Source organism: Rothia nasimurium (assembly GCF_035916755.1).
Taxonomy (GTDB): domain Bacteria; phylum Actinomycetota; class Actinomycetes; order Actinomycetales; family Micrococcaceae; genus Rothia.
The window spans coordinates 188,229-209,728 of sequence record NZ_JAYWIX010000005.1 but is presented as its reverse complement, the minus strand read 5'-3'; the positions used below and the strand labels follow the sequence as shown (position 1 = coordinate 209,728).

Here is a 21,500-nt window from a genome sequence, read left to right as displayed (position 1 = left end):
GCGGAGGTGAAGCCGCAGTGCAATGTTTTCTGTCCCCACTTTAGCGGATTTTTTGGTGCGCTTATGTCGGAGCCCTTGGGAGAAATGTCACCTTATCTAATCTCTTGTACTGGAAAGTTTTTTTATCTCTTCTTCTAGCAGCCTACTGGTTTCTTGACCTGGAAGGGCTCAAAATGCCTCCTAGTCGTATTTTTAGACCCTGTAGACCAAATACGGTCTCAAAGGCCATGGTAAACCGAGGGGCAGCAAGTGACTGAGAAAGAGACTCGAGCTCCCTTTAAAAATCACATGTACTAGATAGCTGGGCAGCTCTGTGTGATGGATACGAAAGATTATTGTGAGGTCTTACCTGGAGCATCCATAGCCCTGGGGTCGGTGGGGGTTCCAAAGGTGGGCTTAGCCTGCTGGATGATCGGTAGGGAACCTGTCTGTAGGGGGATGCTCCCGGTATTGACGTCTTCAAGGGTGACGTCGTAAATCTTGGGCTGGGTGCTTTGGGCAGCGTCCTCGGCAATCATCTTTTCAGTGACGATCTTGAGGCTGGTTGTATCGGGGTGCTCCAGGGTTGGGTTCTTCTGGGAAAGATCAACCTGGTGGTCAATTTGGGCGTCCAGGCCACCGGGGTGGCCGTACATAAAACTGTCGATGTTATCGACAGTTGCCTCAAAATTAGGGTCGTGGGTGAGGTACTTCTTGGTTTCGCGAGCGACTAAGCCAGAGAGCATGAGCAGGCCAATGAGGTTAGGAATGGCCATAAGACCGTTCATGACATCTGAGAAGGTAAAGACCAGGGTAAGAGGGGCGATAGCACCTAGGCCACAGACCAGGGCAAAGAGCATACGGTAGCTGACGATAGCCCTTGCACCCCCGCCCAGAGATTCCAAGGCCCGTTCCCCGTAGTAGGACCAGCCCAGCACAGTAGAGTAGCCCAGCAGAACCAGGCAGAAGGTCACCACGTAGCCGCCCCAGTCGCCGGGCAGGCCGGTGGTAAAGGCGATAGAGGTTGAGGTGGCTGGATCCTCACCCTGCCAGGCTCCGGTGGTGAGTAGAATAAAGCCGGTCATAGAGATAACCACGATGGTATCAACGAAGGTCTGGGTCATAGAGGCCAGCCCCTGACGCACCGGGTGGGAGGTCGTTGCCACAGCTGCTGGGATAGCTGCTGTGCCCATACCCGACTCGTTGGAAAAGAGAGAACGCTGGGCGCCGACCTGGAGGGCAAAAATCATGCCGGCCCCTACAGCCCCGCCCAGGGCCCCCTCGCCGGTGAAGGCTCCGCGCAGAATCATGGCGAAGGCCTCTGGTAGCATGTGGGCGTTGATGGCAACGATATAGGCCCCAAAACCCAGGTAGAGCAGGATCATCAGGGGCACACAGAAGGCTGTTACCTTTGAGACTGTCTTAATTCCGCCCAGTAAGGCTGCGGCAGTACCTAGGGCCAGGACGCCTGCGGTCAGGTAGGGCGGGATATTAAAGGAGTGCTCTAGGTTAGCTGAGATAGCGTTGGCCTGGGTCATATTGCCGATGCCGAAGCAGGCAAAGACACAGCAGACGGCAAACATGGTGGCGAGGAATTTTCCGAAGCGGTTGGGGATGCCTCGTTGCAGGTAGGCCTGGGGGCCGCCGGTGAGTTCGCCCATCTTGTCTCGGTGGCGGAAGCGGACGCCGAGGAAGCATTCGGCGTATTTTGAGGCCATGCCGAAAATGGCGGTAACCCACATCCAGAAGAGAGCTCCGGGGCCGCCGATGCTGAGGGAGAGGGCTACGCCAACAATGTTGCCGGTGCCTACGGTGGCACCTAGCGCTGTGCTCATGGCCTGGAAAGAGGATATTTCGCCTCTGGCTCCTTCTTGTCGGGAGCGGCGTCCGAATTGCAGGCTCATGGCCTTGGTGAAGAGCCTGAGCTGGATGAAGCCCAGGCGGACGGTGAGGAAGATGCCGGTGCCAATCAGCAGGGGTAGGAGAAGGAAAGGGCCCCAAATGAAGCTGCTGGCTGTATCGAGTGCTTCTTGCAGGGTGCCCACGGGTCTATCCTTTTCTTTCTCTGTGGTCTAGCTCTCGTTAATTTATCACACAGCTGATGATGAGCCTGCTTCCTGTTGGTTTATTAAGGATAGAGAACCGCCCCGCTCCTGGAAGGAGTGGGGCGGCGAAGTTAAAGAGGAGCTGAAGGCTACTTCTTCTTACCGGAGAAGAGAAGGGCCAGGCCTGCGCCGAGCAGGACAACATCCTTAGCCATGGAGGTACCTTCCTGGGTGGGGCGGATGCCGTCCTTTTCAGTCATGGAATCAATGCCGAAGTACATGCTCAGCAGGCCGCCTGAGAAAGCGGTCAGGCCCAGGCCGGCCAGCTTGGGGGAAACGAAAGGGGTCAGCAGGGCTGCGCCCAGGGCGGTTTCACTGACGGCAAGGGCCTTACCGAATTGCTTGTCGGAGAGCTTGGCTACCTGGGGAACGCCGGCTGATGCCATACCCTTGAGGTGGCCGTAAGTGGCCTCGTCCATGGAGAGCTTGCCGATGCCTGAGTTGAGGATCAGAGCGCCGGTGGTCAGGCGGAGGGCTGCGTTTGAAAGCTTGGGCATGAGAAATCCTGTCGATAGGGGTCTCGGAGTCGCACGGCAACCCGAGAAAATTTTGTTTCCGTGTAAACATTCTAGCGCGGTGGTGGCGGCTTGAACAGCGGGAAAGAGCGGACGAGCGGACGCCCGGGGCAACCCTGTGCGGAAAAAACACCCCTGCTAGAAGGACTACACTTGACCTGAACTATAACAAAATACCGGTCTGGAAAGGCGCGCTATCCCTGCTCTCCCCGCAGAAGAGGGGGTGTGTTCGCTCCTGGCAGGACTGTGACTTTTCTAAGGGGGCGCTCATGGCTACAGCCGAGCACACACCTGAACCGCAGGCGGCAGAAGGCCTGCAGCGCGGTCTTTCGAACCGTCATATCCAGCTCATCGCTATCGGTGGCGCTATCGGTACCGGTCTCTTTATGGGCTCGGGCAAGACCATCTCACTCGCAGGCCCCTCCCTGCTGCTGGTCTACGCCATCATCGGTGCCGTAATCTTCCTGGTGCTCCGCGCCATGGGTGAGCTGCTACTTTCAAACCTCAACTACAAGACCTTCAACGACTTCATCACCGACCTGCTGGGCCCCAGCGCTGGCTTCTTGATGGGCTGGTCCTACTGGTTTACCTGGGTCGTTATCGGTGTGGCCGATATTATTGCTATCACCAGCTACGTCCACTTCTGGTGGCCCGACCTTCCGGCCTGGATTCCGGCTCTCTGCCTGATCGGCCTGTTGCTGGCTCTGAACTTGCCGAGCGTGAAGAACTTCGGCGAAATCGAGTTCTGGTTTGCCCTCATCAAGATTGTGGCAATCGTCCTGCTTATCATCGTGGGCCTGGTCATGGTCATCGCTGGCTTTACCTCCCCTAACGGCGATAAGGCTTCCGTTGCAAACCTCTGGAACGACGGCGGCTTCTTCCCCATGGGCGCAAGCGGATTCTTCGCAGCCTTCCAAATCGGCATCTTTGCCTTCCTGGGCGCTGAACTGATCGGTACCACCGCTGCAGAGACCAAGGACCCCACCAAGACCCTGCCCCGCGCCATCAATGCGGTGCCGGTACGTATCATCATCTTCTACGTGCTAACCCTGGCTGTGATTCTCATGGTCACCCCCTGGCGCAACATCGATCCCAACCAGAGCCCCTTCGTTGAAATGTTCACCCTGGCAGGCCTGGGCTTTGCCGCCCACCTGGTGAACTTCGTGGTGCTTACCAGTGCGACCTCGTCCGCTAACTCGGGCATCTTCTCAACCTCCCGCATGATCTACGGCCTGGCCCAAAGCGGTAGCGCCCCCGCCATCTTCGGCAAGCTCTCTAAGAACGGCGTGCCCCGCAACGGTCTCTTCCTGACCACCGTGCTGCTTTTCTCGGGTCTAATCCTGCTCTACTCGGGTGACTCCCTCATTGCGGCCTTTACCCTGGTCACCACTGTGGCTTCGGTACTGACCGTTGTTACCTGGTCGCTGATTATGATTGCCTACCTCAAGTACCGCAAGACCCGCCCGCAGCTACACGAGGCGTCCGTCTACAAGCTGCCCGGTGGCGTCTTTACCTGCTACGCCGTACTCGCCTTCTTCGCGGGCGTCATCGTGCTGCTCTTTATGTACGAAGACACCCGCCAGGCCCTGATTGCCATGCCGGTCTGGTATGCCCTGCTGGGGGCAGGCTGGTGGATGGTCTACCGCAAGAACCGCGGCCAGACCCTCACCGCCCGCGCCGAAGAAAAGGCCAAGAACAACTAGCCAGCGAAGTTAGACCTGTAAGCGGGCTGTTCAGGGCACGTCGCAAGGACGCCCTGCATAGCCCGCTTTTCAGCGCCCGTGACAGTGAGCTGGTAGGCAGCTTTCACCGATATCTGCCGCGCCACATACTCGCACCGGTAACCTGGCTGGGGGAGCCAGGCATCCGCGCTCTTATCGGACTTCTCGGTATTTGCCGCCTGCCCCGCCGCCTGCAGATTGAGTGGGTCGTTTGCGAGCAGGAGGCGCTGCTCGGCACTCCACTGCCAGGCCCCCGAAACCCAGGCATTAGAGAGGGCCACAACGTGGTCAATCGGTACGGCTTCGCTGGTCTTGGGGCCGCGCGTAAAATTAATGCTCTCAGCTGTGTAAGGGTCTACGAGATTCCCCGAGAGCACATAGCAGTTACTCGCAATATCGAGGTTGGTCAGGTCGCGGGTGAGAATATCGTTGCGCTGGTCGCAGCCGTTTTTGTCAATATCAGCCCAGGGGTTCCCGTAGGCATCCCGCTTGTAGCGGGTCTGGGCGTAAGGCTCAGCGACGGTGAGGGTAGCAAGTACCTCGCTCGCCGTGGAATAGGTCTGCACCCCCGAACCCACAAACCCGGTACTCACAGCGGTACCCGCAGGGTTGAGCAGGCTATCGAGAGCAGACCGCACACTCCACTGGTGCGACCGCAGCCAGAGCACACCGCCTACCAGCAGTACCGCAATCAGCAGAAGGGCTAGCGCCCGCCGCAGACCCCGGGGTAAATCCGCTACAAAGCGGACACCCGCACGAATCTGGCGGTCACTGGGCGAGGAAAGACGGGGCGCGGAACGGCGCTTGCGGGAGGTGCTCATAGGTCACCTATTTTAGCCCCGTAAGCTGGGCATTCTAGTCAAAGCCCTCAATCACCACATAGCCGCTGCCGGTCACCGGCACCATGGGGATAGATCCGGTGCTGGGGTGGGCGACATTGGCCGCGGGGCTACCTGTGGGGTCATCCGACTGGAAATAATCGGAGTGGTCACAGCCCATACCCTCGCGCATCGCCTCAATAATGCCGTGCGCGGCGTCCTTGACCGACAGGAAGTTGCGGGTCCAGCGTCCGCTTGCCGCGGGCGTCCTCCAGCCTGCTCCCTCCAGAAACTCCGTATCGAGTTCTACCTCAATCAGGCCAAACTCTTCAGGCGATGTCAGCTCACAGAAGTAGCCTGCGGGAGAGCGCAGAATACTGACGTAGTTGGTGTAGTCCCCGGTGGCCACCACCTCGGGGGAGATGTAGTACATGCGTAGGGAAAGGCTCCAGGGCAGCTCCTCCAGGCGCTGCTCCATCACCGAAATCAGCCCCTGCCAGGCGCGGGCCGAGCGCTCGCTGTCGCTCAGTGGTTTGGGCCGCACCACACCGATGCCCTGGGCCTGGATATCTTCGATGTTAAGAGGCTCAGTGGGGTCCACGGGGGGCTGGGCGACAGACCTGGCAGGTAGGGCTGGTGAGCCCCCCATAGCCAGGGCATCGTTAAGCATCTGGCGGCCAGCCTGCAGGGCCAGGTGCCAGGAACCGTACTTGGCCCGAACCGAGCCCAGGCGGGGCACGCGTCCGCTCCGGGCAGGGTCTTCAGCCCAGCTGCCGTAGAGCAGCACTGAGGGCTTACGGTCGTAGCGAATACAGTAGTTCAGGAACTCGCCCAGGGTATTGCGGAAGGTGCGCTCGCTCAGGCTGTGGGCCTCGAGTTTAATACCCTGATCTTCAGCGTCTGGCGGGCAGACTCCCACCTTCAGCAGGGCCTTCGACCAGGAACGGTCCCCCAGGCGGTCTTCAATCAGTGCGCGGGACGGGGGCCAGGAGAAATCTCCGCGAGAGATATGGGCAATTTCCTGCGGTAGGTTAGCGAGGAAATCATCGTAGGCTTGCTCCTCAAGCAGGGTATAGGGGAGCTCTGCCATGTATTTGAGGGCAGCACCAATGCGCCCAACGACACCGGCAATCGCATCAGAAGGCACCGCAAAGGACTCAAGCATGCGCGGAAGATCCTGGATGATGGTGGGGTCAAGACCAACCGCAGCGTACTCGTAGTCGGGCTCAAGGGCATAACTGACAGCTACCGCATACCAGATAGCTGAGGCCATGAGTACGTTTGAGTGGGTTTGCCCCTGGCCGCCGCCAAAGAGCCAGCGGCCGGAATGCACGGCCTGGTCCAGCAGGTCGCGGTCAATATCGGGGTACAGCACGGACGCGCGGTGTACAGCTTCAGAGGAGGTCCAGCCCATGCGCGCGAGCCCACCTAGCAGGGAGTCGTAGCGTTCGCAGAACTCTGTGTAGGTAAGGTTAGCTGCATCTGGCACGGTGGTTCTCCAAAGCAAAGGTCATACAAGATTGTGTTTGGGATGAAAAAGTTTGGGGTAGGCCTGCCTAGACCGGTCCCAAGAATACCCATGTAGCACCACTTTAAGGGGTGCTACCCCTCTCTGACCACTGCAAGCGTAACTATTACACGCAGATGACCGGACGCCTGGCCCCGGCTTGGGGGCCTTGGGCGGCTGGGGTGCGCCCCCTGGCCGGTCTGCCCTGCTGATCCCGGTAGTAAAACCGGTATGAGAAACTAGAAACTATGACACATGCAGGCGCGGTAGCAGACTCCCAAACCCCCCTTCCACCTATCGAGGAACGTATCGCTGTAGAACTCGGTGCCCTGGCCAACCAGGTGCGCTCAGCCGTAGCCCTACTCGATGACGGGGCTACCGTGCCCTTTATCGCCCGCTACCGCAAGGAAGCCACCGGTGGGCTGGACGATGCCCAACTGCGTACCCTGGCCGAACGTCTGCGCTACCTGCGGGAACTTGAAGAGCGCCGGGCCGCCATTATGCAGACCCTCCACGAACGCGCCCTGCTCACCGACGAGCTGGCCGCCGCGCTGGCGTCCGCCCCGACTAAAAACGAGCTCGAAGCGCTCTACGCCCCCCACAAAACCAAGCGCAAGACCCTGGCCTTTCTTGCCCGTGAGGCTGGGCTGGAGTCCCTGGTTGAAGACCTGCTTGAAGTTCCCTTTGCCCCCACCGCCGATATAGCTGACGCCTACGTCGAACCCGAACTGGCCGATGCCGAACCCGGCACCGTTGAGGCGACCGTCGCCTCGGTCGACAACGCCCTAGACGGGGCCCGTGCCATCTTGATTGAGCAGGCCATGACCGACCCCGGCCTAGCCGAAACCCTCCGCCAGCGCTTCGTCCGCCGCGGCGTCATCACCTCCCGCCTGATTCCCGGCCAGCAGGAAGCCGGGGCCAAATTCAGCGACTACTTCGAGTTCAACGAAGAAATCCGCCGCATTCCCTCCCACCGGGTGCTGGCCCTGCTCCGCGCCGAAAAAGAAGGCGCCGTTAAGGTCAGTTTTGATGTGGATGTACTACCCCCGGCCAAGTCCTCCCTCAAGGGCGCCGCCCGCGAAGCCGCTGAAATTTTGGCCGAAGAATACGACCGGGAGCGCAGCTGGTACGAACGCGCCGTAGCTGAGGCCCTGGGGATCGGGGCCCAGGTGCTCAACATGGTCTCCGACGAAACCATGGTCGTCGGCTGGCTGGCCAAGACCGCGCGCATCGCCTGGCGTCAGCGCCTACTACCCCGCCTCGCCGCAGAAGTCCGAACCTCCCTCTTCGAGCAGGCGGAAAAGGACGCCATCGCCGTCTTCGCCTCGAACCTGCGCGATGTGCTGCTGGCAGCACCCGCTGGCTCCCGCGCCACCCTCGGGCTCGACCCCGGCCTGCGCACCGGCGTTAAGATCGCTGTTATCGGGCAGACCGGCCAAGTGCTGACCACCGACGTTATCTACCCCCACGCCCCCCGAAACCAGTGGCAGGCCTCCCTCGATACCCTCACCCAGCTGGTGCAGACCCACCGGGTAGAGCTCGTAGCCATCGGTAACGGAACCGCCAGTCGCGAAACCGACAAACTTGCCAGCGACCTCATCAAACAGTGCACGGCCAACGGTTACCGCGGTCTTGAAAAAGTGGTAGTCTCCGAAGCTGGCGCCTCCGTCTACTCAGCCTCAGAACTGGCCAGTCGCGAACTACCCGACATGGACGTCTCCCTGCGCGGCGCGGTCTCTATCGCCCGCCGCCTGCAGGACCCCCTGGCCGAACTGGTCAAAATCGAACCCCAATCCATCGGCGTTGGCCAGTACCAGCACGACGTTTCCCCGGCCGCCCTTACCCGGGCTCTTGACGGCGTGGTCGAAGACTCCGTCAACGCTGTGGGCGTACTCGTCAACTCAGCCTCCCCTGCCCTGCTTTCCCGGGTAGCGGGCTTCAACAAGACCATCGCCGACAACATCGTCACCTACCGCACCGAGCACGGCCCCTTCACCCGCCGTACCGACCTGCTTAAGGTGCCCCGCCTCGGCCGCAAGGCCTTTGAACAGGCGGCCGGCTTCGTCCGCATCACCGACGGCAGCGAACCCCTGGACGCCTCGGGCGTGCACCCCGAATCCTACGACCTTGCCCGCAAGATTGTGGCCGCAGCCGGCGGCTTCACCCAGGGCAAAGTGAGGGCAGAAGCCCTCGCTGCCCTCAACCCGCGTGACTTCACCACAGCCACCGTCGGCCTGCCCACCATCACCGACATCATCACCGAACTTTCTGCCCCCGGCCGAGACCCCCGCCCCACCTTCCGCACCGCCCGCTTCGAAGAAGGCATCGAAACAATCGCGGACCTTACCCCCGGCATGATTCTTGAAGGAACCGTCTCAAACGTCGCGGCCTTCGGCGCTTTCGTCGATATCGGTGTGCACCAGGACGGCCTGGTACATGTCTCGCAGATGAGCCGCGAGTTCGTCTCCGACCCCCACACCATCGTCAAATCCGGCGACATCGTGCAGGTGCGCGTGGTTGAAGCCGACCCCGCCCGCAAGCGTATCTCCCTCTCCCTGCTTCTCGAAGAGCCAGAACCTAAGTCCCGCAAGACGAGCGGACGCCGTCGCCGCTAGCCAGAGCGGCGGGGCGGGATACGGCTGCAACCAGCACCCTGAACGCCAGCCCCGAGCCAGCTGGCTGCCACCGCACCCGGCCCCAGAATTCTCTACAGCAAAGGATTTCACCATGAACCTGTCCCTGACCATGAACGATGGCCGCAGCATTCCCCAGCTGGGTTTTGGCACCTGCCGGATTGCTCCTGAAACCACCGCCGCTGCTGTCACCACTGCCCTCGAAGCCGGCTACCGCCACATCGATACCGCCACCATCTACAAGAACGAAGCGGGAGTGGGGCAGGCTGTGGCCGAATCCGGCCTACCCCGCGCTGAGCTCTTCGTGACCACTAAGCTCTGGAACACCGACCAGGGCTACGACACAGCCATCGAAGCGGCCGAACGCTCCCTGGAACTTCTGGGCCTGGACTACCTCGATCTCTACCTTATTCACTGGGCCCAGCCTGGTCTTGGGCGCTACCGGACCTCCTGGGAAGCCCTGGTCGAGCTGCGCGAACGCGGGCTGGTGCGTTCCATCGGCGTCTCCAACTTCACCGACACTCAGCTTGATCAGATTATCAGCGATACCGGCGTCACCCCGGCGGTCAACCAGATTGAACTGCACCCCTATCTCACCCAAACCCGTATGCGGGCAGCCAACTTGGCCCGCGGCGCCCTCACCGAAGCCTGGAGCCCTCTCGGCAACGGCCTGGTGCTCAACGACCCCACTCTGAAAAAGCTGGCAGATAACCGGGGCATCGGGGTAGCCGAACTGGTGCTGGCCTGGCACCTGGCAGCCGGCAACGTCGTTATCCCCAAGACCGAAACACCCGCCCGCATGGCCTCCAACCTGGCGGTGCAGGGCACCGAACTAACCCCTGACGAGATAGCGGCTATCGAAGCCCTCGAACGCAGGCACCGCCTCGGTGGCGACCCTGCTGAAGGTGATTTGGGAGCCCCCGAATACAGCGACAGGCGTTCGTTCACCCCTACCGAACAGGCTAGGGGGTAAGAGTAGGGAGGACTAGAGTGGGGTGTGACCGTGCATATGTGAAAGGAAAAATTATGACTGAGTCACCCCGCCTCACCTTCAACGATGGCAACAGCATCCCCCAGCTGGGCTACGGCGTCTGGCAGGTAGAAAACGACACCGCCGAAAAGGTCGTCGGCCTGGCCCTTGAGGCTGGCTACCGCCACATCGACACCGCCAAAATCTACGGCAATGAAGAAGGCACCGGCAAGGCAATCGCTGACTCCGGCGTAGCCCGCGAGGACGTCTTCCTCACCACCAAGGTGTGGAACGATGAGCAGGGCTATGAGCAGGCTCTGGCCGCTGCCGAAGCCTCCCTGGAACGCCTGGGCACCGACTACGTGGACCTGCTGCTGATTCACTGGGCTAAGCCCGCCCAGGGCCTCTACGTCGATACCTGGAAGGCTCTGATTGAGCTGCAGAAGCAGGGTAAGGCCAAGTCCATTGGCGTCTCCAACTTCCCCGAAGAGCAGCTGCGTGAAATCGTCGCCGAAACCGGTGTAGTGCCCGCTATCCACCAGATTGAGCTGCACCCCTACTTCGCCCAGGAAAACCTGCGTGAGGTACACGCAGAACTGGGCATCGTCACCGAAGCGTGGAGCCCCCTGGGCAACCGCTCCGATCTTCTGGAGAACCCCGTTATCGGCGAGATCGCAGAAGCCCACGGTGCCACCCCTGCCCAGGTCATACTTGCCTGGCACCGAGCCCACGGCATCGTCGCCATCCCTAAGTCGGTAACCCCCGAGCGTATCGTTTCCAACTACGAGTCCCTCAAGGTAGCTCTGACCGGCGACGAGGTTTCAAAGATTGACGCGCTCTCATCAGCCGAAGGCCGAATCGGCCCCGACCCGGCAGATATCGACTTCTAGGAGTTAACGATAGGCTGCTGCCGTGTTTCGGGGATAGGCTCGGGCACATAGCGCCAGAGGGCAGGTGCCGCCAGCGTCGCTAGGGCGATGGTGATCATCACCAGGGTTCCGCCGACGACCGCAGCTAAGGGGGAGCCCACCAGCTCGGCGGCACCGCCCACAAAGGCCATGCCCAGGTTGGGCCCGCCCGCTACCGTGATGATGAAGAGCCCCTGTAGGCGTCCGCGCAGGGCGTCGGGGGTAGCTACCTGAATAATGGTGGAGCGGTAGACCGACCCCAGGGCGTCCGCCCAGCCCATGAAAGCCAGGGCAGCAAAAGCCAGACTGAGCGGCAGCAGGTTTTCGGTGATAGAGGCGCTGGGAACTCGCCCCTCATAAGCCCAGGCGATGAGCCCGAAGGCGATAAAGCCCAGCCCCCACCCGGTATAGCTGAGGGTGAGGAAGCGCCCTTGGCGGCGGACGTCCTTGAGGAAGCCCGAGAAAGACACCCCGATGAGGGCACCTACGGGGCCGGCAGCTAGTAGCAGGCCGGCCCCGGCTTCACCGCCGCCGAAGGTTAAGGCGGCCAGCGCCGGGATAAGCGGGCGGGCCTGGGCAAAGAACATGCCGAGAATATCCACTACGAAGGTCATGCCCACCACCGTATTGCGGCGCACAAAGCCCAGCCCCTCGCGGATCGAGGTCAGGACGGACGGACGTGCCTCCCCGCTCTGCTCGGGGAGCATAGCTGGGAGCCGGTAGAGGGCCCAGATACCAACGGTCATCGCGAAAACGTTGATGGAGTAGGTGAGCTGGTAGCCGACGGAGGCCACCAAGAGGCCGCCCAGCAGGGGGCCGGCGCTCATACCCAGGGTGCCCACCGACATCATGAGGGTGTTGGCTGCCGGGAGCAGGCGGGGCTTGATAAGGCGGGGGATGATAGCCCCGCGGGCGGACTGGTTGATGGGCTGGAGCAGGGATTCTGCAGCGATGAGGGCGTAGAGTACCGCCACGCTGTGGATGTTGAGCCAGGCGTGCAGGGCGATGAGTACGGTGACGCCCCACATACCGAGGGTGGCTAATAGGGCGACCTTGCGCCGGTCATAGCGGTCGGCGATCACGCCTCCGTAGAGCCCGCCAATGACCAGGGGCACTACCGATACTAGACCCACCAGGCCCACGGCCCCGGCAGAGCCTGTGAGCGCGTAAATTTCGAGGGCGATTGCCACGCTGGTGATGGCAAAGCCGATGGTTGAGAAGAGCCCGCCGAGCCAGATGCGTCTGAAATCGGGGGAGTAAGTGAGCGGAGTGAAGTCCATGAGAATCTTGCCCACGGTTACTCTCCTATCTTCTTTGAGACGGTGCCCTGCCCGGCGTCCGTTTCCGGGGCAGCCAGTAGGTCGCGTATCTGGGCGGCGGTGAGCTGGGCGGCAAAGAAAGCCCCCTCATCGACTACTGCGTCGAAGAGGGCTGCCTTAGATTTTTTGAGTTCCATGACCTTCTCTTCAATGGTTCCCGCTGAGACCAGGCGGTAGACCATCACGTTCTTGGTCTGCCCGATACGGTGCACACGGTCAACGGCCTGCTGTTCGGCAGCCGGGTTCCACCAGGGGTCCATGATGAAGCAGTAGTCGGCGCTGGTCAGATTCAGACCGAAGCCGCCTGCCTTGAGGGAGATCAGGAAGACGGGGGCGGTGCCCGACTCGAACTCTTCGAGCAGCTCCCCGCGGTTGCGGGTGGAGCCGTCCAGGTAGAGGTAGGGAATCCCCATGTCAGAGAGTCTGCCTGCGACCTTCTTGAGGTAGCCGGTGAACTGGCTGAAAATCAGGGCCCGGTGGCCGTCGTGGATAATTTCGGGCAGGTTCTGCTCCAGATAATCCAGCTTGGACGACTCCAATCCGGCGTAGCGTTCGGCATCAATGAGGGTGGCATCGAGCGCCAGGCGGCGCAGGGTGGTGAGGGACTGGAAGATGGTGAAGCGGTTCTTGTCGATATCCTCCAGCAGGCCTAGGATCTTCTGGCGCTCGCGCTGCAGGTGGGTGTCGTAGGCCTTGCGGTGGGCCGGGGCTAGGGGTACATCGATGCGCATATCGGTCTTCTCGGGCAGGTCGGCGGCCACCAGTTCTTTGGTGCGGCGCTTCATGAGCGGACGAATGCGGCGGCGCAGCCTGCCCAGGGCCTTGGTTTCTTCGCCGGACTCGATGGGGGTGGCGTAGACGTCCTTGAAAGCGCGAGCCGAAGGGAAGAGCCCGGGGGCGGCGATAGAGAACATGGACCACAGCTCCATGAGGTTGTTCTCCATGGGGGTACCGGTTACCGCAATCTTGACGCGGGCAGGCAGGTCGCGGGCGGCCTGGTGGGCCTTGGTCTTAGCGTTTTTGACGAACTGGGCTTCATCGAGCACCAGCCCCTCGAAGGGATGCTGGCTGCCCAGGTCAAAGTAGTGTTCTTCGTCGATGCGGAAGAGGGCGTAGCTGGTCACCACCACGTCGGCTGAGGCGACGGTATTGGCCAGGCGCTGCTTAGATTTCCGTACCGACTCTTCAACGCCGACAACCTGTAGTGAGGGAGCAAAGCGTTTGATTTCCCGCACCCAGTTGGGCACCACCGAGGTGGGGGCAACCACCAGGAAGGGGGCGGACGCGTCCGCCCCGGCTTCTGCCCCGCCTAGCTGACCGGCGGCGTCCTGCCTCTTTTCCTGGGCGTGCAGGAAGAGGGCGATAGTTTGCAGGGTCTTGCCCAGACCCATGTCATCGGCCAGTACGCCGCCTAAGCCGTGTTCCCATAGGAAGGCTAGCCACTGGTAGCCCTCCACCTGGTAGGGGCGCAGGGTGGCCTGTAAGCCGGTGGGCACCTCGGCAGGGGAGTGATCATCGAGGTTGAGCAGGGCCGAAACCTGCTCGTCCCAGGCGGCTACGGTCTGGGTTTCGGCGGCAAGCTCTTCGAGTTCTTCCCACAGGCCCACCTGGTGACGGTTGATTTCGAGCGGCCCTGTTTTATCGGTGAGCTGGGCGGCTTCGCGCAGCAGCTCTTGTAATTTCATGAATTCGGGCCGGTCAAGGGTAAAGTATTGGCCGTTGCCCAGGAGCAGGTGGGTTTGGCCCTTGGCCAGGGCGGCAACGACCTCTGAGAAGGCCACATGCCAGTCCCCGACCTTGATAGCGACGCCCAGCCCGAACCAGTCGCGGCGGCGGGTGTCGTCGACCGTGACGATAATTTCGGGGGCTGCGTCAAGCTCACGGAACTCAGGTTTTGGGCCTCTGATATTGACCCGCACGCCTTCAATCTGCTCGTAGTCGGGCACATAGGTTTCGAGCAAGGTGCGGGTGCCCCAGTTCTCGGTGTAGTGGCGGGTGAAGGGCACGCCGGGGCGAACCTTTTTAACCTCTTTAAGCACCCGGTATTCGTGGGCGGTATCGCGCACATCGGCCCGGTCTTCGCCTGGGTAACCCAGGGCATCGAGCCTAAGAAAGTCGCTGTCATCGCCGGTGGGGTTGACAGGGTACTCCCAGTGCCAGGCGGTGTGGGCGGTGAAGGGTGGGCCTGGCTCGTCAAAGGCAATGCTCAGCACCAGGGTGGGCATTCGGACGGCCGGCAGCTCTAGCTCTTCGCTACTTGTTGAGATGGGCAGCGCCCGAGTGAGGGGAGGGTAGTAGTCGGCAAAAAAGGCGGGGACGTCGGCAGCCGGCACGGTGACCGGCTCACCTGATATCAGGGATTCGGCAACCGCATCCAGCGGCTCAGCTAAGGGAATGAGCACCAGCTCGGAGTCAGCGGTGAGCCAGGAGGGGCGGTCCACGGGTGCTACGTCCTCAGCCTGGGCCAGAGCTGAGGGCAGGGTGGAGTCCCAGCGGGCGGCGGCCGCAGTCTTCGCATAGGTCTCCTGAGCCGCCCCGCCCAGGGCAATAAAGCCCTGCCGGTTATTGCCTAGCTTGTGGGTAAAACTAGCGGGTAGGGTGTATGCCCCCCAGCGGAGCAGGGGAGTCAGACGCAGGGCATCGGCGGACGACCCCCGCTCGGGTACCGGTTCAAGGGCCAGTTCAACCTGGGGGGCGCTCGCGATAGTCAGGCCTGTTTCTTTGCCGTCTAAGAGGATAGACAGACCCACCTCGCTAGCAGATTCCAGCATCTGCCAGAGCAGGGAAGAATCCACATTAGAGATAGAAGCCCAGTCGCGGTGGGAGGAATAGATGGACTGGGAGCCCCGAATCACCGCGTAAAACTCATTGAACCAGGCCGCGTGCTCGGGGAGCAGACCGGTTCCCGCCAACCCGGCGGCAGAACCCGAAAACTTCTCCCAGCTCAAACCGCCCTTAATCCACTTGCCTCGGGCCCCCATCATCAGGGGCCGGGCCTCAAGCGATACACGGGGCGCCCCGATGTTCTTGGTCCACCCGTATTTACCGGGCACCACCAGGCGCAAATCAAGGGCACCGGTCACCCGGTGGTTGCGGCTATCGTAGCTGGGGCGGGCGGCTAACGAGTGTGCCAGAGACCGCCACCAAGCCGGTAGGGACTGCCCAGCCCGAGCATCGGCGTCCGCCTGCTCCTCGGTGCCGGCGCTTACCTGCTCGCCCCGGTGCTCGCGCAGCAGATCCGCGGCCCGCTGCAGGCCCACCGTATCGGCCATCTCCAGGATTTCCTGCACCTTCTCGTCGGTGCTCGCTGTGGTCTTCCAGGTGCTTGAGGACGCCGTCATAGCCCGCTTGGCCTTGGCCGTACGGTCAATAGCGGTCAACATCAGCGCCACCGCATGCTTGCAGTTATGGGCCACTGGGCAAGAACAAGTCGCCGAAAAAGCATAGGAGCCCGCAGCGACCTCCGCGGGGAAAGCCACCCGCGCGATGTAGGGAGCAGAACCAGAGCCAGCCACCTGCCCCTCCAGTACCCGAGCTTGCTCGTCATAGGTGTAACGGATGACGTTACCCTCCCGCATATACCGCTGCCCCCGCGTGTAGGCACCAGAGCCCACCTGCCGAATAATGGCGGGGGCTGTCACCGGGATTTCAGGGAAAGAAGTAGACACAGGCGCACCTTCACAACAGAGCAAATACCTAGTCTTCTAGCGTATCGCATCGCCTTACCCGCCGTGCTCATGGGCTGGTTCGTCACAGAAAGAAAAATTTCTGAGACCGGTGTTTACAGAAGCGCTGAGAGCGGGTTATGCTTTTACCAGCTTCAAGAGATTCAACTGTCAAGCTCCGACTTTGGTTGAACGCCAACCCCATGTTCACGGGTGGCTCGGATGACGAAGCGGTCTGCATCGCGCATTTTGGCGCTGTTTGGTGCAGGCAAGAGCAAGTTTCGAAAGGAATGCGCACTTTACGCGCAACGACGGCATGTCAAACGCTCGACCTCACGCCCACCGTCCTCACATCACCGTTCAGAAGAACATCTCTGCTGCCTCTGTACCCGCCCGCGGCGGCTACACCGCAATGAGCATCCAGGACTACACCCGCATCTCCAACGAGCGCAGCGAATTCCTCAACTTCCTGCTGGCCCCCAACCCCAGTGGTATCCCTGCAACTGAATACGGTGTTCTGAAAGCTGCATGAGCCAGGTAGGTCTGCTTCTCGATTCCGATGTCCTTGCTGAGATTCGCAAGGCCACCCCGCACCCGCAGGTAGTGAACTGCCTTCGCCGCCGCTCCTACCGCACCATGTACATCTCGGTGCTTAGCCTCGGTGAACTCAAGGGGCTTTACCCTTACCCAGAAACCGAACGCTGGCTCGCTGAGCTCATGGACCGCTTCGACTCTCACGTGCTAGAAGTCGACGCGAAGGTGTCACTGGAGTGGGCCGGACGCCACGCCGAGAAGCACCTCCACCTGGTGGGTGGGCAGCGCCCCGCCCCCCTCGCCACAGCAGCCCTTGAGGGCCTGATGGCTGCCACTGCGACCGTCCACAACCTCGAAATTGTTTCCGGTAAGGCCGACACCTACCAGGGCTGGGGAGTGCCCGCCCACAATCCCTGGGAGGGCTAAGTTTCAAACTAGCCCCTATAGAGAAAGTGACTCCCCTGGCAGCCAGGGGAGTCACTTTCTCTATGGGAGCTTTATGGTTTAGCCACGCCAGGTGGGGTCGCCAACCCAGGCACGGGAGTCCTGGCCCTCAATTACTGTGCCATCGTCGAGGGTAATTTTCCAGAAACGCCAGTGAGGAAGCTGGCGGTTAAGGGGAAGATAGGTATTCTGGGCAATCCACTGGATACCGCCCAGGGAATCGATCTTAAAAATCTTGCAACCATTACTAATGGGGGTAGTGGTCGCGACACGAACATCACCAGGGGTCCAGGTGCTCTGGATACCCCAGCCGGTGCTTCGGGTGCCATCAGACCAAGTCTGAGCGGATTCGCCCAGGTATCTGAAGGGGAGGGCAGGACCAACGGGAGCACCTGAATCTACTGCGATATTATCGCGGAAGTTCCAGAAGGTGCCATCACCGGGGTTAGGGCCAATGTTGGTTAGGCTACCTCGGGCGGTCTTGGAAGCATTAGAAGCGTAGTACTTCATGTTGGGGTGGCTGGGGGACAACAGCCCAACATTGTTGCCGTCGTTGGTTCCGCTGTGCTTAGCCATCCAGAAACCAACGGTCGCGGAGACTACAGAGCGACCCTCAGGAATAGTGATATCAATAGTGCCAAAGTAGAACCAGGCCCGCAGGGTGCCGTTTGATCCCACAGGGTTTTCATAAATCTTGATGTGATGGTTAACCATATTGACCTTGGTGCAGAGATCCTGGCTGGCTGCGTAGGCGGGGATAACTGTTGTTGCAAGTACAGCAGGTGCTGCCCAAGCTGTACCCTTGGCCAGTGTGCGACGAGAAAGGCCAGTGGATGCGAGTGATTGCATAATATATTCCCTAAATTATTAAATTATTGCTGGTAGGCACAGTCTCCTGTGTTCTGCTACAGGAGGAGGCGTAAGGTGAGAAAACCCTGCCGGCGCCCGGGGGTGTAAAGGTGGACCAAAATAAAGCCTGATACTTCTTGAAGGAAAAGGCTTAGCTTTGACTCCATGACACCCCATGCTAGTTAGCTTGAGCTTGAAAGGCAAATATGAGGAATGCGGTGTCGGAGTGGGTTTAACCTCTCCTTGTATAACTTATGCGGTTACCCTTTCTGTTTGAGGCTCTCTGAGAATGTTTTGCCTTATCGGAGGTGCAATATGCCCCTGTCTTGTTGGCGGGTCTGTGAGAAAGGTAGGAGCAGGTTTTTAAAATCACTTAAATTAATGTGGTGAATACCAAAATACGCTGGGTTCGCTTTAAGCGGTCCCAGCAAAGGTTGGGCGATGCGGGCTGAAAGCGAAAGAGCAGGAAACATGACATGATGAAAGACGATGAATACCACCGCTCACCCCAAACGTTCCCTCCCTATGCCCCTGTGGCTGCAGGGGTCAGTTGAACTCGCCCTCGTGGCGCTGGCCTCTTACCTCACCGTCGTCCTGCTCCTGGCGGCGGTCTGGTACACCAACGGCTTCAACAGCAGCGGTACCCTAGCCGGCGCTGTCTCTGTGGCCGGGCACCTGTGGCTGCTGGTTCACGGCGTGCCCCTGAACATGAATATCCCCGAGCAGGGGGTCTTCTCAGCGGTAACCGGAACCATGAGCCTGGTACCCCTGGGTCTCACCCTGATCCCCCTAGCCCTCTGCTACCGCTCCGGCCGCCGCCTGGCCCGCGCCAGCTACGAGGGCCAGTTCTGGCAGCCCCTGGCCGGTGGTCTTCTCGCCTACGCCGTGGTGGGTGCCGGGGTGAGCCTGCTATCCACCAACGACTTCTTCTCCACCTCACCCGTCCTTGCCGCCCTGGTACCCCTCTGGGTAGCTGTCCTGGGCATCATCTTGGGCGGGTACGCCGAATCGCGCTCGCTAACAGCCATGATCGGTGTGAACGCGGCTGACTGGGTGAAAAAATTCAGCCAGTATTCCCGCTGGGCAGGCTCCTACGTCTGGGCCCTGCTGCGGGCAGCCCTGGTGAGCGTGCTGGCCTTTGTGGCCGGTGGTTCCCTACTTCTGGTGGTTACCCTCTTCTGGCACTGGGACGACGTCGTCTCCCTTTATCAGACCCTGCACGCTGGTGCCGTCGGCGGCCTAGCCCTAACCTTGCTGCAGCTGGGTTTGCTCTTGAACCTGGTGGTTTACTCCATGGCCTGGAGCTCCGGCGCGGGCTTTGCCTTAGGCACCGGCACCTCCGTTGATCTGACCGGTACCAACGTGGGGGTCATGCCCTCCCTTCCGGTGCTGGGGGCGCTGCCGCACGCGTCCGAGCCCTGGGGCTACCTGGCCCTTGCTGTGCCCCTGGCCGCCGGTGCCCTGGGCGGCTGGTGGTTCTTCCGCGAAGGGGAAAACCACTTTGACGAGTGGCTTTCCCTCAAGATTCGCTTCCGCTGGCTGTCTTGGCCCCTCTCTACCCTGGGGCTTGCTGCCCTGACCCTGCTGCCGACCTTCCTACTGACCACCCTGCTGGGCTGGACCGCTAACGGGTCGCTGGGGCTGGGCCGCTTCACGGCTATCGGCCCGCACCCCCTCATCTTTGGGGCCTTCTCTGCCGTACTGCTGGCAGCCGGTACCATGCTGGGGCTGGGCCTTGCCCACCTGCTGGTGCGCGACACCTCCGGTGAATTGGAACGATTTGCCCAGGCCAAGCCCACCCGCGAGCAGAAGCGTGCCGTCCGCGCCGAGGCCAAGGCCCAGAAGGCAGCGGCCCGCGCCGAGCGTAAGGCAGCAAAGGCTGGGGCTGACCAGCCGGAGGCCGCCGAGCAGCTAGACGCAGAATCGGGTGAGCTGGAGAGCCAGGACGCCGGTGGCAAGACCCCCGCCGAGGGTGGGTCGGTTGCGGCCTCCAGCGAGAAGGGCGCAGCTGCGCTGGCGCTAGCTCGTATTCTGGCCGACCGCGAGCAGACCCAGCCTGCTGAGAGCGACGAGCCCGCCGAGAGCGATGAGGCTGCTTCTGAGGCTGAGGAAGTAGCGCCTGAAAAAGAAGCTGAAGATACCGCATCTGGCGAAGCAGAAGCAGAGACTGCACCCGAGACTGAAGCTGAAGAACCCGCGGTGCCCTTCCGGCCTGTGGTGAAGCGTCCTAAGTCCCTGCGTGCTCGCCGCCAAAAACGCCTTGAAGAGCTGGCAGAAGGTACGGGTAAGGAATAGTCCCAGCTACTGCCCCATGAGCTGCTGCAGCAGGCCATCGCTCATTTGCGAGGTGCACTGCTGCTGACGGCTCAGGGTCACAGCCTGCTGCAGGCACTCCGCGTAGGCGATGGTGGCGTCCACAAAAATCAGCTGAACTAGCGCAGCGAAGCCCAAAAAGAGCGACCAGAGCATCACCATGATCATGAGTACCACCGAAAAAGCGGGGAACTTAGCCCCCACCATTTTCACCAGGGTCACGGTGGAAAGAGTGAAGGTCAGCACCGCCAGGGTCGCTGTTACCGCGGCAAACCAGCCCGGGTACGAGGTGCTAGCCACCGTAGCAACCATCGCCAAAAACGACAGGCGGGACCACACCTTGATATTCTCAAGCACACGGTCAGAGGGCAGCTGGGTGGAAGGACGCACGGTGTCAGACATACCTACCACCTTACCGCGCCCTGCCGCCCGCCTCGCACAGCGCAAACTGCTGGCGTCTCAGCATGAAAACGCGGCAGTGTGTTGGCGCTCGCATGCGATAAACTTTTCTGTATGCGCATTGTGGTGATGGTGTCCGGATCGGGCACAAATTTACAGTCCATCCTTGACTCCGTAGCAGCCGGCGACCTGAACGCCACGGTCCTGGCCGTGGGTGCCGACAAGCCCTGCCTGGGAATCGAACGAGCTGAGGCAGCCGGAATCGAGACCTTCCTCGTAGAACCTTCCAGCTACGACACCCGCGAAGCCTGGAACCGCGCCCTGGAAGAAAAAATCGCCAGCTACGGCGCCGACTACATCATCTTTGCCGGCTTCATGCGCATCGTCGACGCTCAGCTCGTCGACCGCTTCAAAAACCGCATCATCAACACCCACCCCGCCCTGCTGCCGTCCTTCCCAGGAGCCCACGGCGTGCGCGACGCCCTCGCCCACGGGGTCAAAGTCACCGGGCTCACCGTGCACCTGGTCGACTCCGGCATCGACACCGGCCCCATCCTGGCCCAAGCCGCCGTCGACGTCCTCGATGACGACACCGAAGAAACCCTGCACGAGCGCATCAAGGTCAAAGAGCGAGTGCTCCTGGTCAAAACCATCGCCCGCCTGGCCCAAGATCTCAACGGCACCCCCGCCTAACCCGCAAGTTTAGCCCCGCACCACGGGGCTGGGCCTAGGGTCGGGGCCTCACAACAAAACGACTCACACCCACGAAACCACCTGCTGACCCGGGCCAACCCCCGGTAGCACAAGAAACGGAGTTAATT

The 21,500-nt window shown here is 61.1% G+C and carries 16 protein-coding genes and 1 riboswitch; of the genes, 8 read left to right on the top strand and 8 right to left on the bottom strand.

Going from position 1 to position 21,500, the window contains the following annotated elements:
- Positions 1 to 332: 332 nt before the first annotated feature.
- Complete coding sequence (locus VSX42_RS07080; protein WP_326503616.1) at positions 333 to 2,024, bottom strand: sodium:alanine symporter family protein; 1,692 nt, start codon at positions 2,022 to 2,024, stop codon at positions 333 to 335.
- Positions 2,025 to 2,173: 149 nt separating this feature from the next.
- The gene (locus tag VSX42_RS07075) at positions 2,174 to 2,581 is read right to left on the bottom strand and encodes a hypothetical protein (RefSeq protein ID WP_326503615.1); all 408 of its coding nucleotides are present in this window, start codon (positions 2,579 to 2,581) and stop codon (positions 2,174 to 2,176) included.
- 287 nt (positions 2,582 to 2,868) lie between these two features.
- Between VSX42_RS07075 and VSX42_RS07070 the strand changes: the two genes are divergently transcribed.
- Positions 2,869 to 4,302, top strand: a complete 1,434-nt coding sequence (locus VSX42_RS07070) for an amino acid permease (protein WP_326503614.1) — start codon at positions 2,869 to 2,871, stop codon at positions 4,300 to 4,302.
- Here VSX42_RS07070 and VSX42_RS07065 read toward each other — a convergent pair.
- Positions 4,299 to 5,141 carry an HNH endonuclease family protein gene (locus tag VSX42_RS07065; RefSeq protein ID WP_326503613.1) on the bottom strand — a complete coding sequence of 281 codons (843 nt, stop codon included), beginning with the start codon at positions 5,139 to 5,141 and terminating at the stop codon, positions 4,299 to 4,301. The genes VSX42_RS07070 and VSX42_RS07065 overlap by 4 nt on opposite strands.
- 34 nt (positions 5,142 to 5,175) lie before the next feature.
- Positions 5,176 to 6,627 carry a hypothetical protein gene (locus tag VSX42_RS07060; RefSeq protein ID WP_326503612.1) on the bottom strand — a complete coding sequence of 484 codons (1,452 nt, stop codon included), beginning with the start codon at positions 6,625 to 6,627 and terminating at the stop codon, positions 5,176 to 5,178.
- 266 nt (positions 6,628 to 6,893) lie between these two features.
- On the opposite strand from VSX42_RS07060, the gene VSX42_RS07055 reads away from it, so the two are divergent.
- From VSX42_RS07055 to VSX42_RS07045, 3 genes are all read left to right on the top strand, one after another.
- Positions 6,894 to 9,260, top strand: a complete 2,367-nt coding sequence (locus VSX42_RS07055; RefSeq protein WP_326503611.1) for a Tex family protein — start codon at positions 6,894 to 6,896, stop codon at positions 9,258 to 9,260.
- Positions 9,261 to 9,372: 112 nt separating this feature from the next.
- On the top strand, positions 9,373 to 10,251 hold the full coding sequence (locus VSX42_RS07050; protein WP_326503610.1) for an aldo/keto reductase: 879 nt from the start codon (positions 9,373 to 9,375) through the stop codon (positions 10,249 to 10,251).
- A gap of 53 nt (positions 10,252 to 10,304) precedes the next feature.
- Positions 10,305 to 11,138: an aldo/keto reductase gene (locus VSX42_RS07045; RefSeq protein WP_326503609.1), complete on the top strand. Its 834-nt coding sequence runs from the start codon at positions 10,305 to 10,307 to the stop codon at positions 11,136 to 11,138.
- On the opposite strand, the gene VSX42_RS07040 is transcribed toward VSX42_RS07045, so the two are convergent.
- Both VSX42_RS07040 and VSX42_RS07035 read right to left on the bottom strand, forming a co-directional pair.
- Positions 11,135 to 12,451 (bottom strand): MFS transporter, encoded by a 1,317-nt coding sequence (locus VSX42_RS07040; RefSeq protein ID WP_326503608.1) that lies wholly within the window; start codon positions 12,449 to 12,451, stop codon positions 11,135 to 11,137. The genes VSX42_RS07045 and VSX42_RS07040 overlap by 4 nt on opposite strands.
- A 2-nt stretch (positions 12,452 to 12,453) precedes the next feature.
- The gene (locus VSX42_RS07035) at positions 12,454 to 16,143 is read right to left on the bottom strand and encodes a DEAD/DEAH box helicase (protein ID WP_326503607.1); all 3,690 of its coding nucleotides are present in this window, start codon (positions 16,141 to 16,143) and stop codon (positions 12,454 to 12,456) included.
- Between the two features lie 150 nt (positions 16,144 to 16,293).
- A riboswitch (SAM riboswitch) is annotated at positions 16,294 to 16,421 on the top strand.
- A 35-nt stretch (positions 16,422 to 16,456) separates the two neighbouring features.
- Here VSX42_RS07035 and VSX42_RS07030 point away from each other — a divergent pair.
- Complete coding sequence (locus tag VSX42_RS07030; RefSeq protein WP_083091505.1) at positions 16,457 to 16,672, top strand: nuclease PIN; 216 nt, start codon at positions 16,457 to 16,459, stop codon at positions 16,670 to 16,672.
- Positions 16,669 to 17,100, top strand: coding sequence for a plasmid stabilization protein (locus VSX42_RS07025; RefSeq protein ID WP_326503606.1), 432 nt, complete (start codon positions 16,669 to 16,671; stop codon positions 17,098 to 17,100). Before VSX42_RS07030 ends, VSX42_RS07025 begins: the two co-directional genes overlap by 4 nt.
- Positions 17,101 to 17,178: 78 nt before the next feature.
- On the opposite strand, the gene VSX42_RS07020 is transcribed toward VSX42_RS07025, so the two are convergent.
- Positions 17,179 to 17,967 (bottom strand): hypothetical protein, encoded by a 789-nt coding sequence (locus VSX42_RS07020; protein WP_326503605.1) that lies wholly within the window; start codon positions 17,965 to 17,967, stop codon positions 17,179 to 17,181.
- Between the two features lie 489 nt (positions 17,968 to 18,456).
- Here VSX42_RS07020 and VSX42_RS07015 point away from each other — a divergent pair, with 489 nt between their 5' ends.
- Positions 18,457 to 20,262: a DUF6350 family protein gene (locus tag VSX42_RS07015; RefSeq protein WP_326503604.1), complete on the top strand. Its 1,806-nt coding sequence runs from the start codon at positions 18,457 to 18,459 to the stop codon at positions 20,260 to 20,262.
- A 6-nt stretch (positions 20,263 to 20,268) separates the two neighbouring features.
- Here the strand turns inward: VSX42_RS07015 and VSX42_RS07010 are convergent, their stop codons facing one another.
- Positions 20,269 to 20,682 carry a hypothetical protein gene (locus VSX42_RS07010; protein ID WP_326503603.1) on the bottom strand — a complete coding sequence of 138 codons (414 nt, stop codon included), beginning with the start codon at positions 20,680 to 20,682 and terminating at the stop codon, positions 20,269 to 20,271.
- A 111-nt stretch (positions 20,683 to 20,793) separates the two neighbouring features.
- Here VSX42_RS07010 and purN point away from each other — a divergent pair, with 111 nt between their 5' ends.
- Complete coding sequence (gene purN, locus VSX42_RS07005) at positions 20,794 to 21,372, top strand: phosphoribosylglycinamide formyltransferase (RefSeq protein WP_326503602.1); 579 nt, start codon at positions 20,794 to 20,796, stop codon at positions 21,370 to 21,372.
- The last annotated feature ends 128 nt before the right edge of the window (positions 21,373 to 21,500 follow it).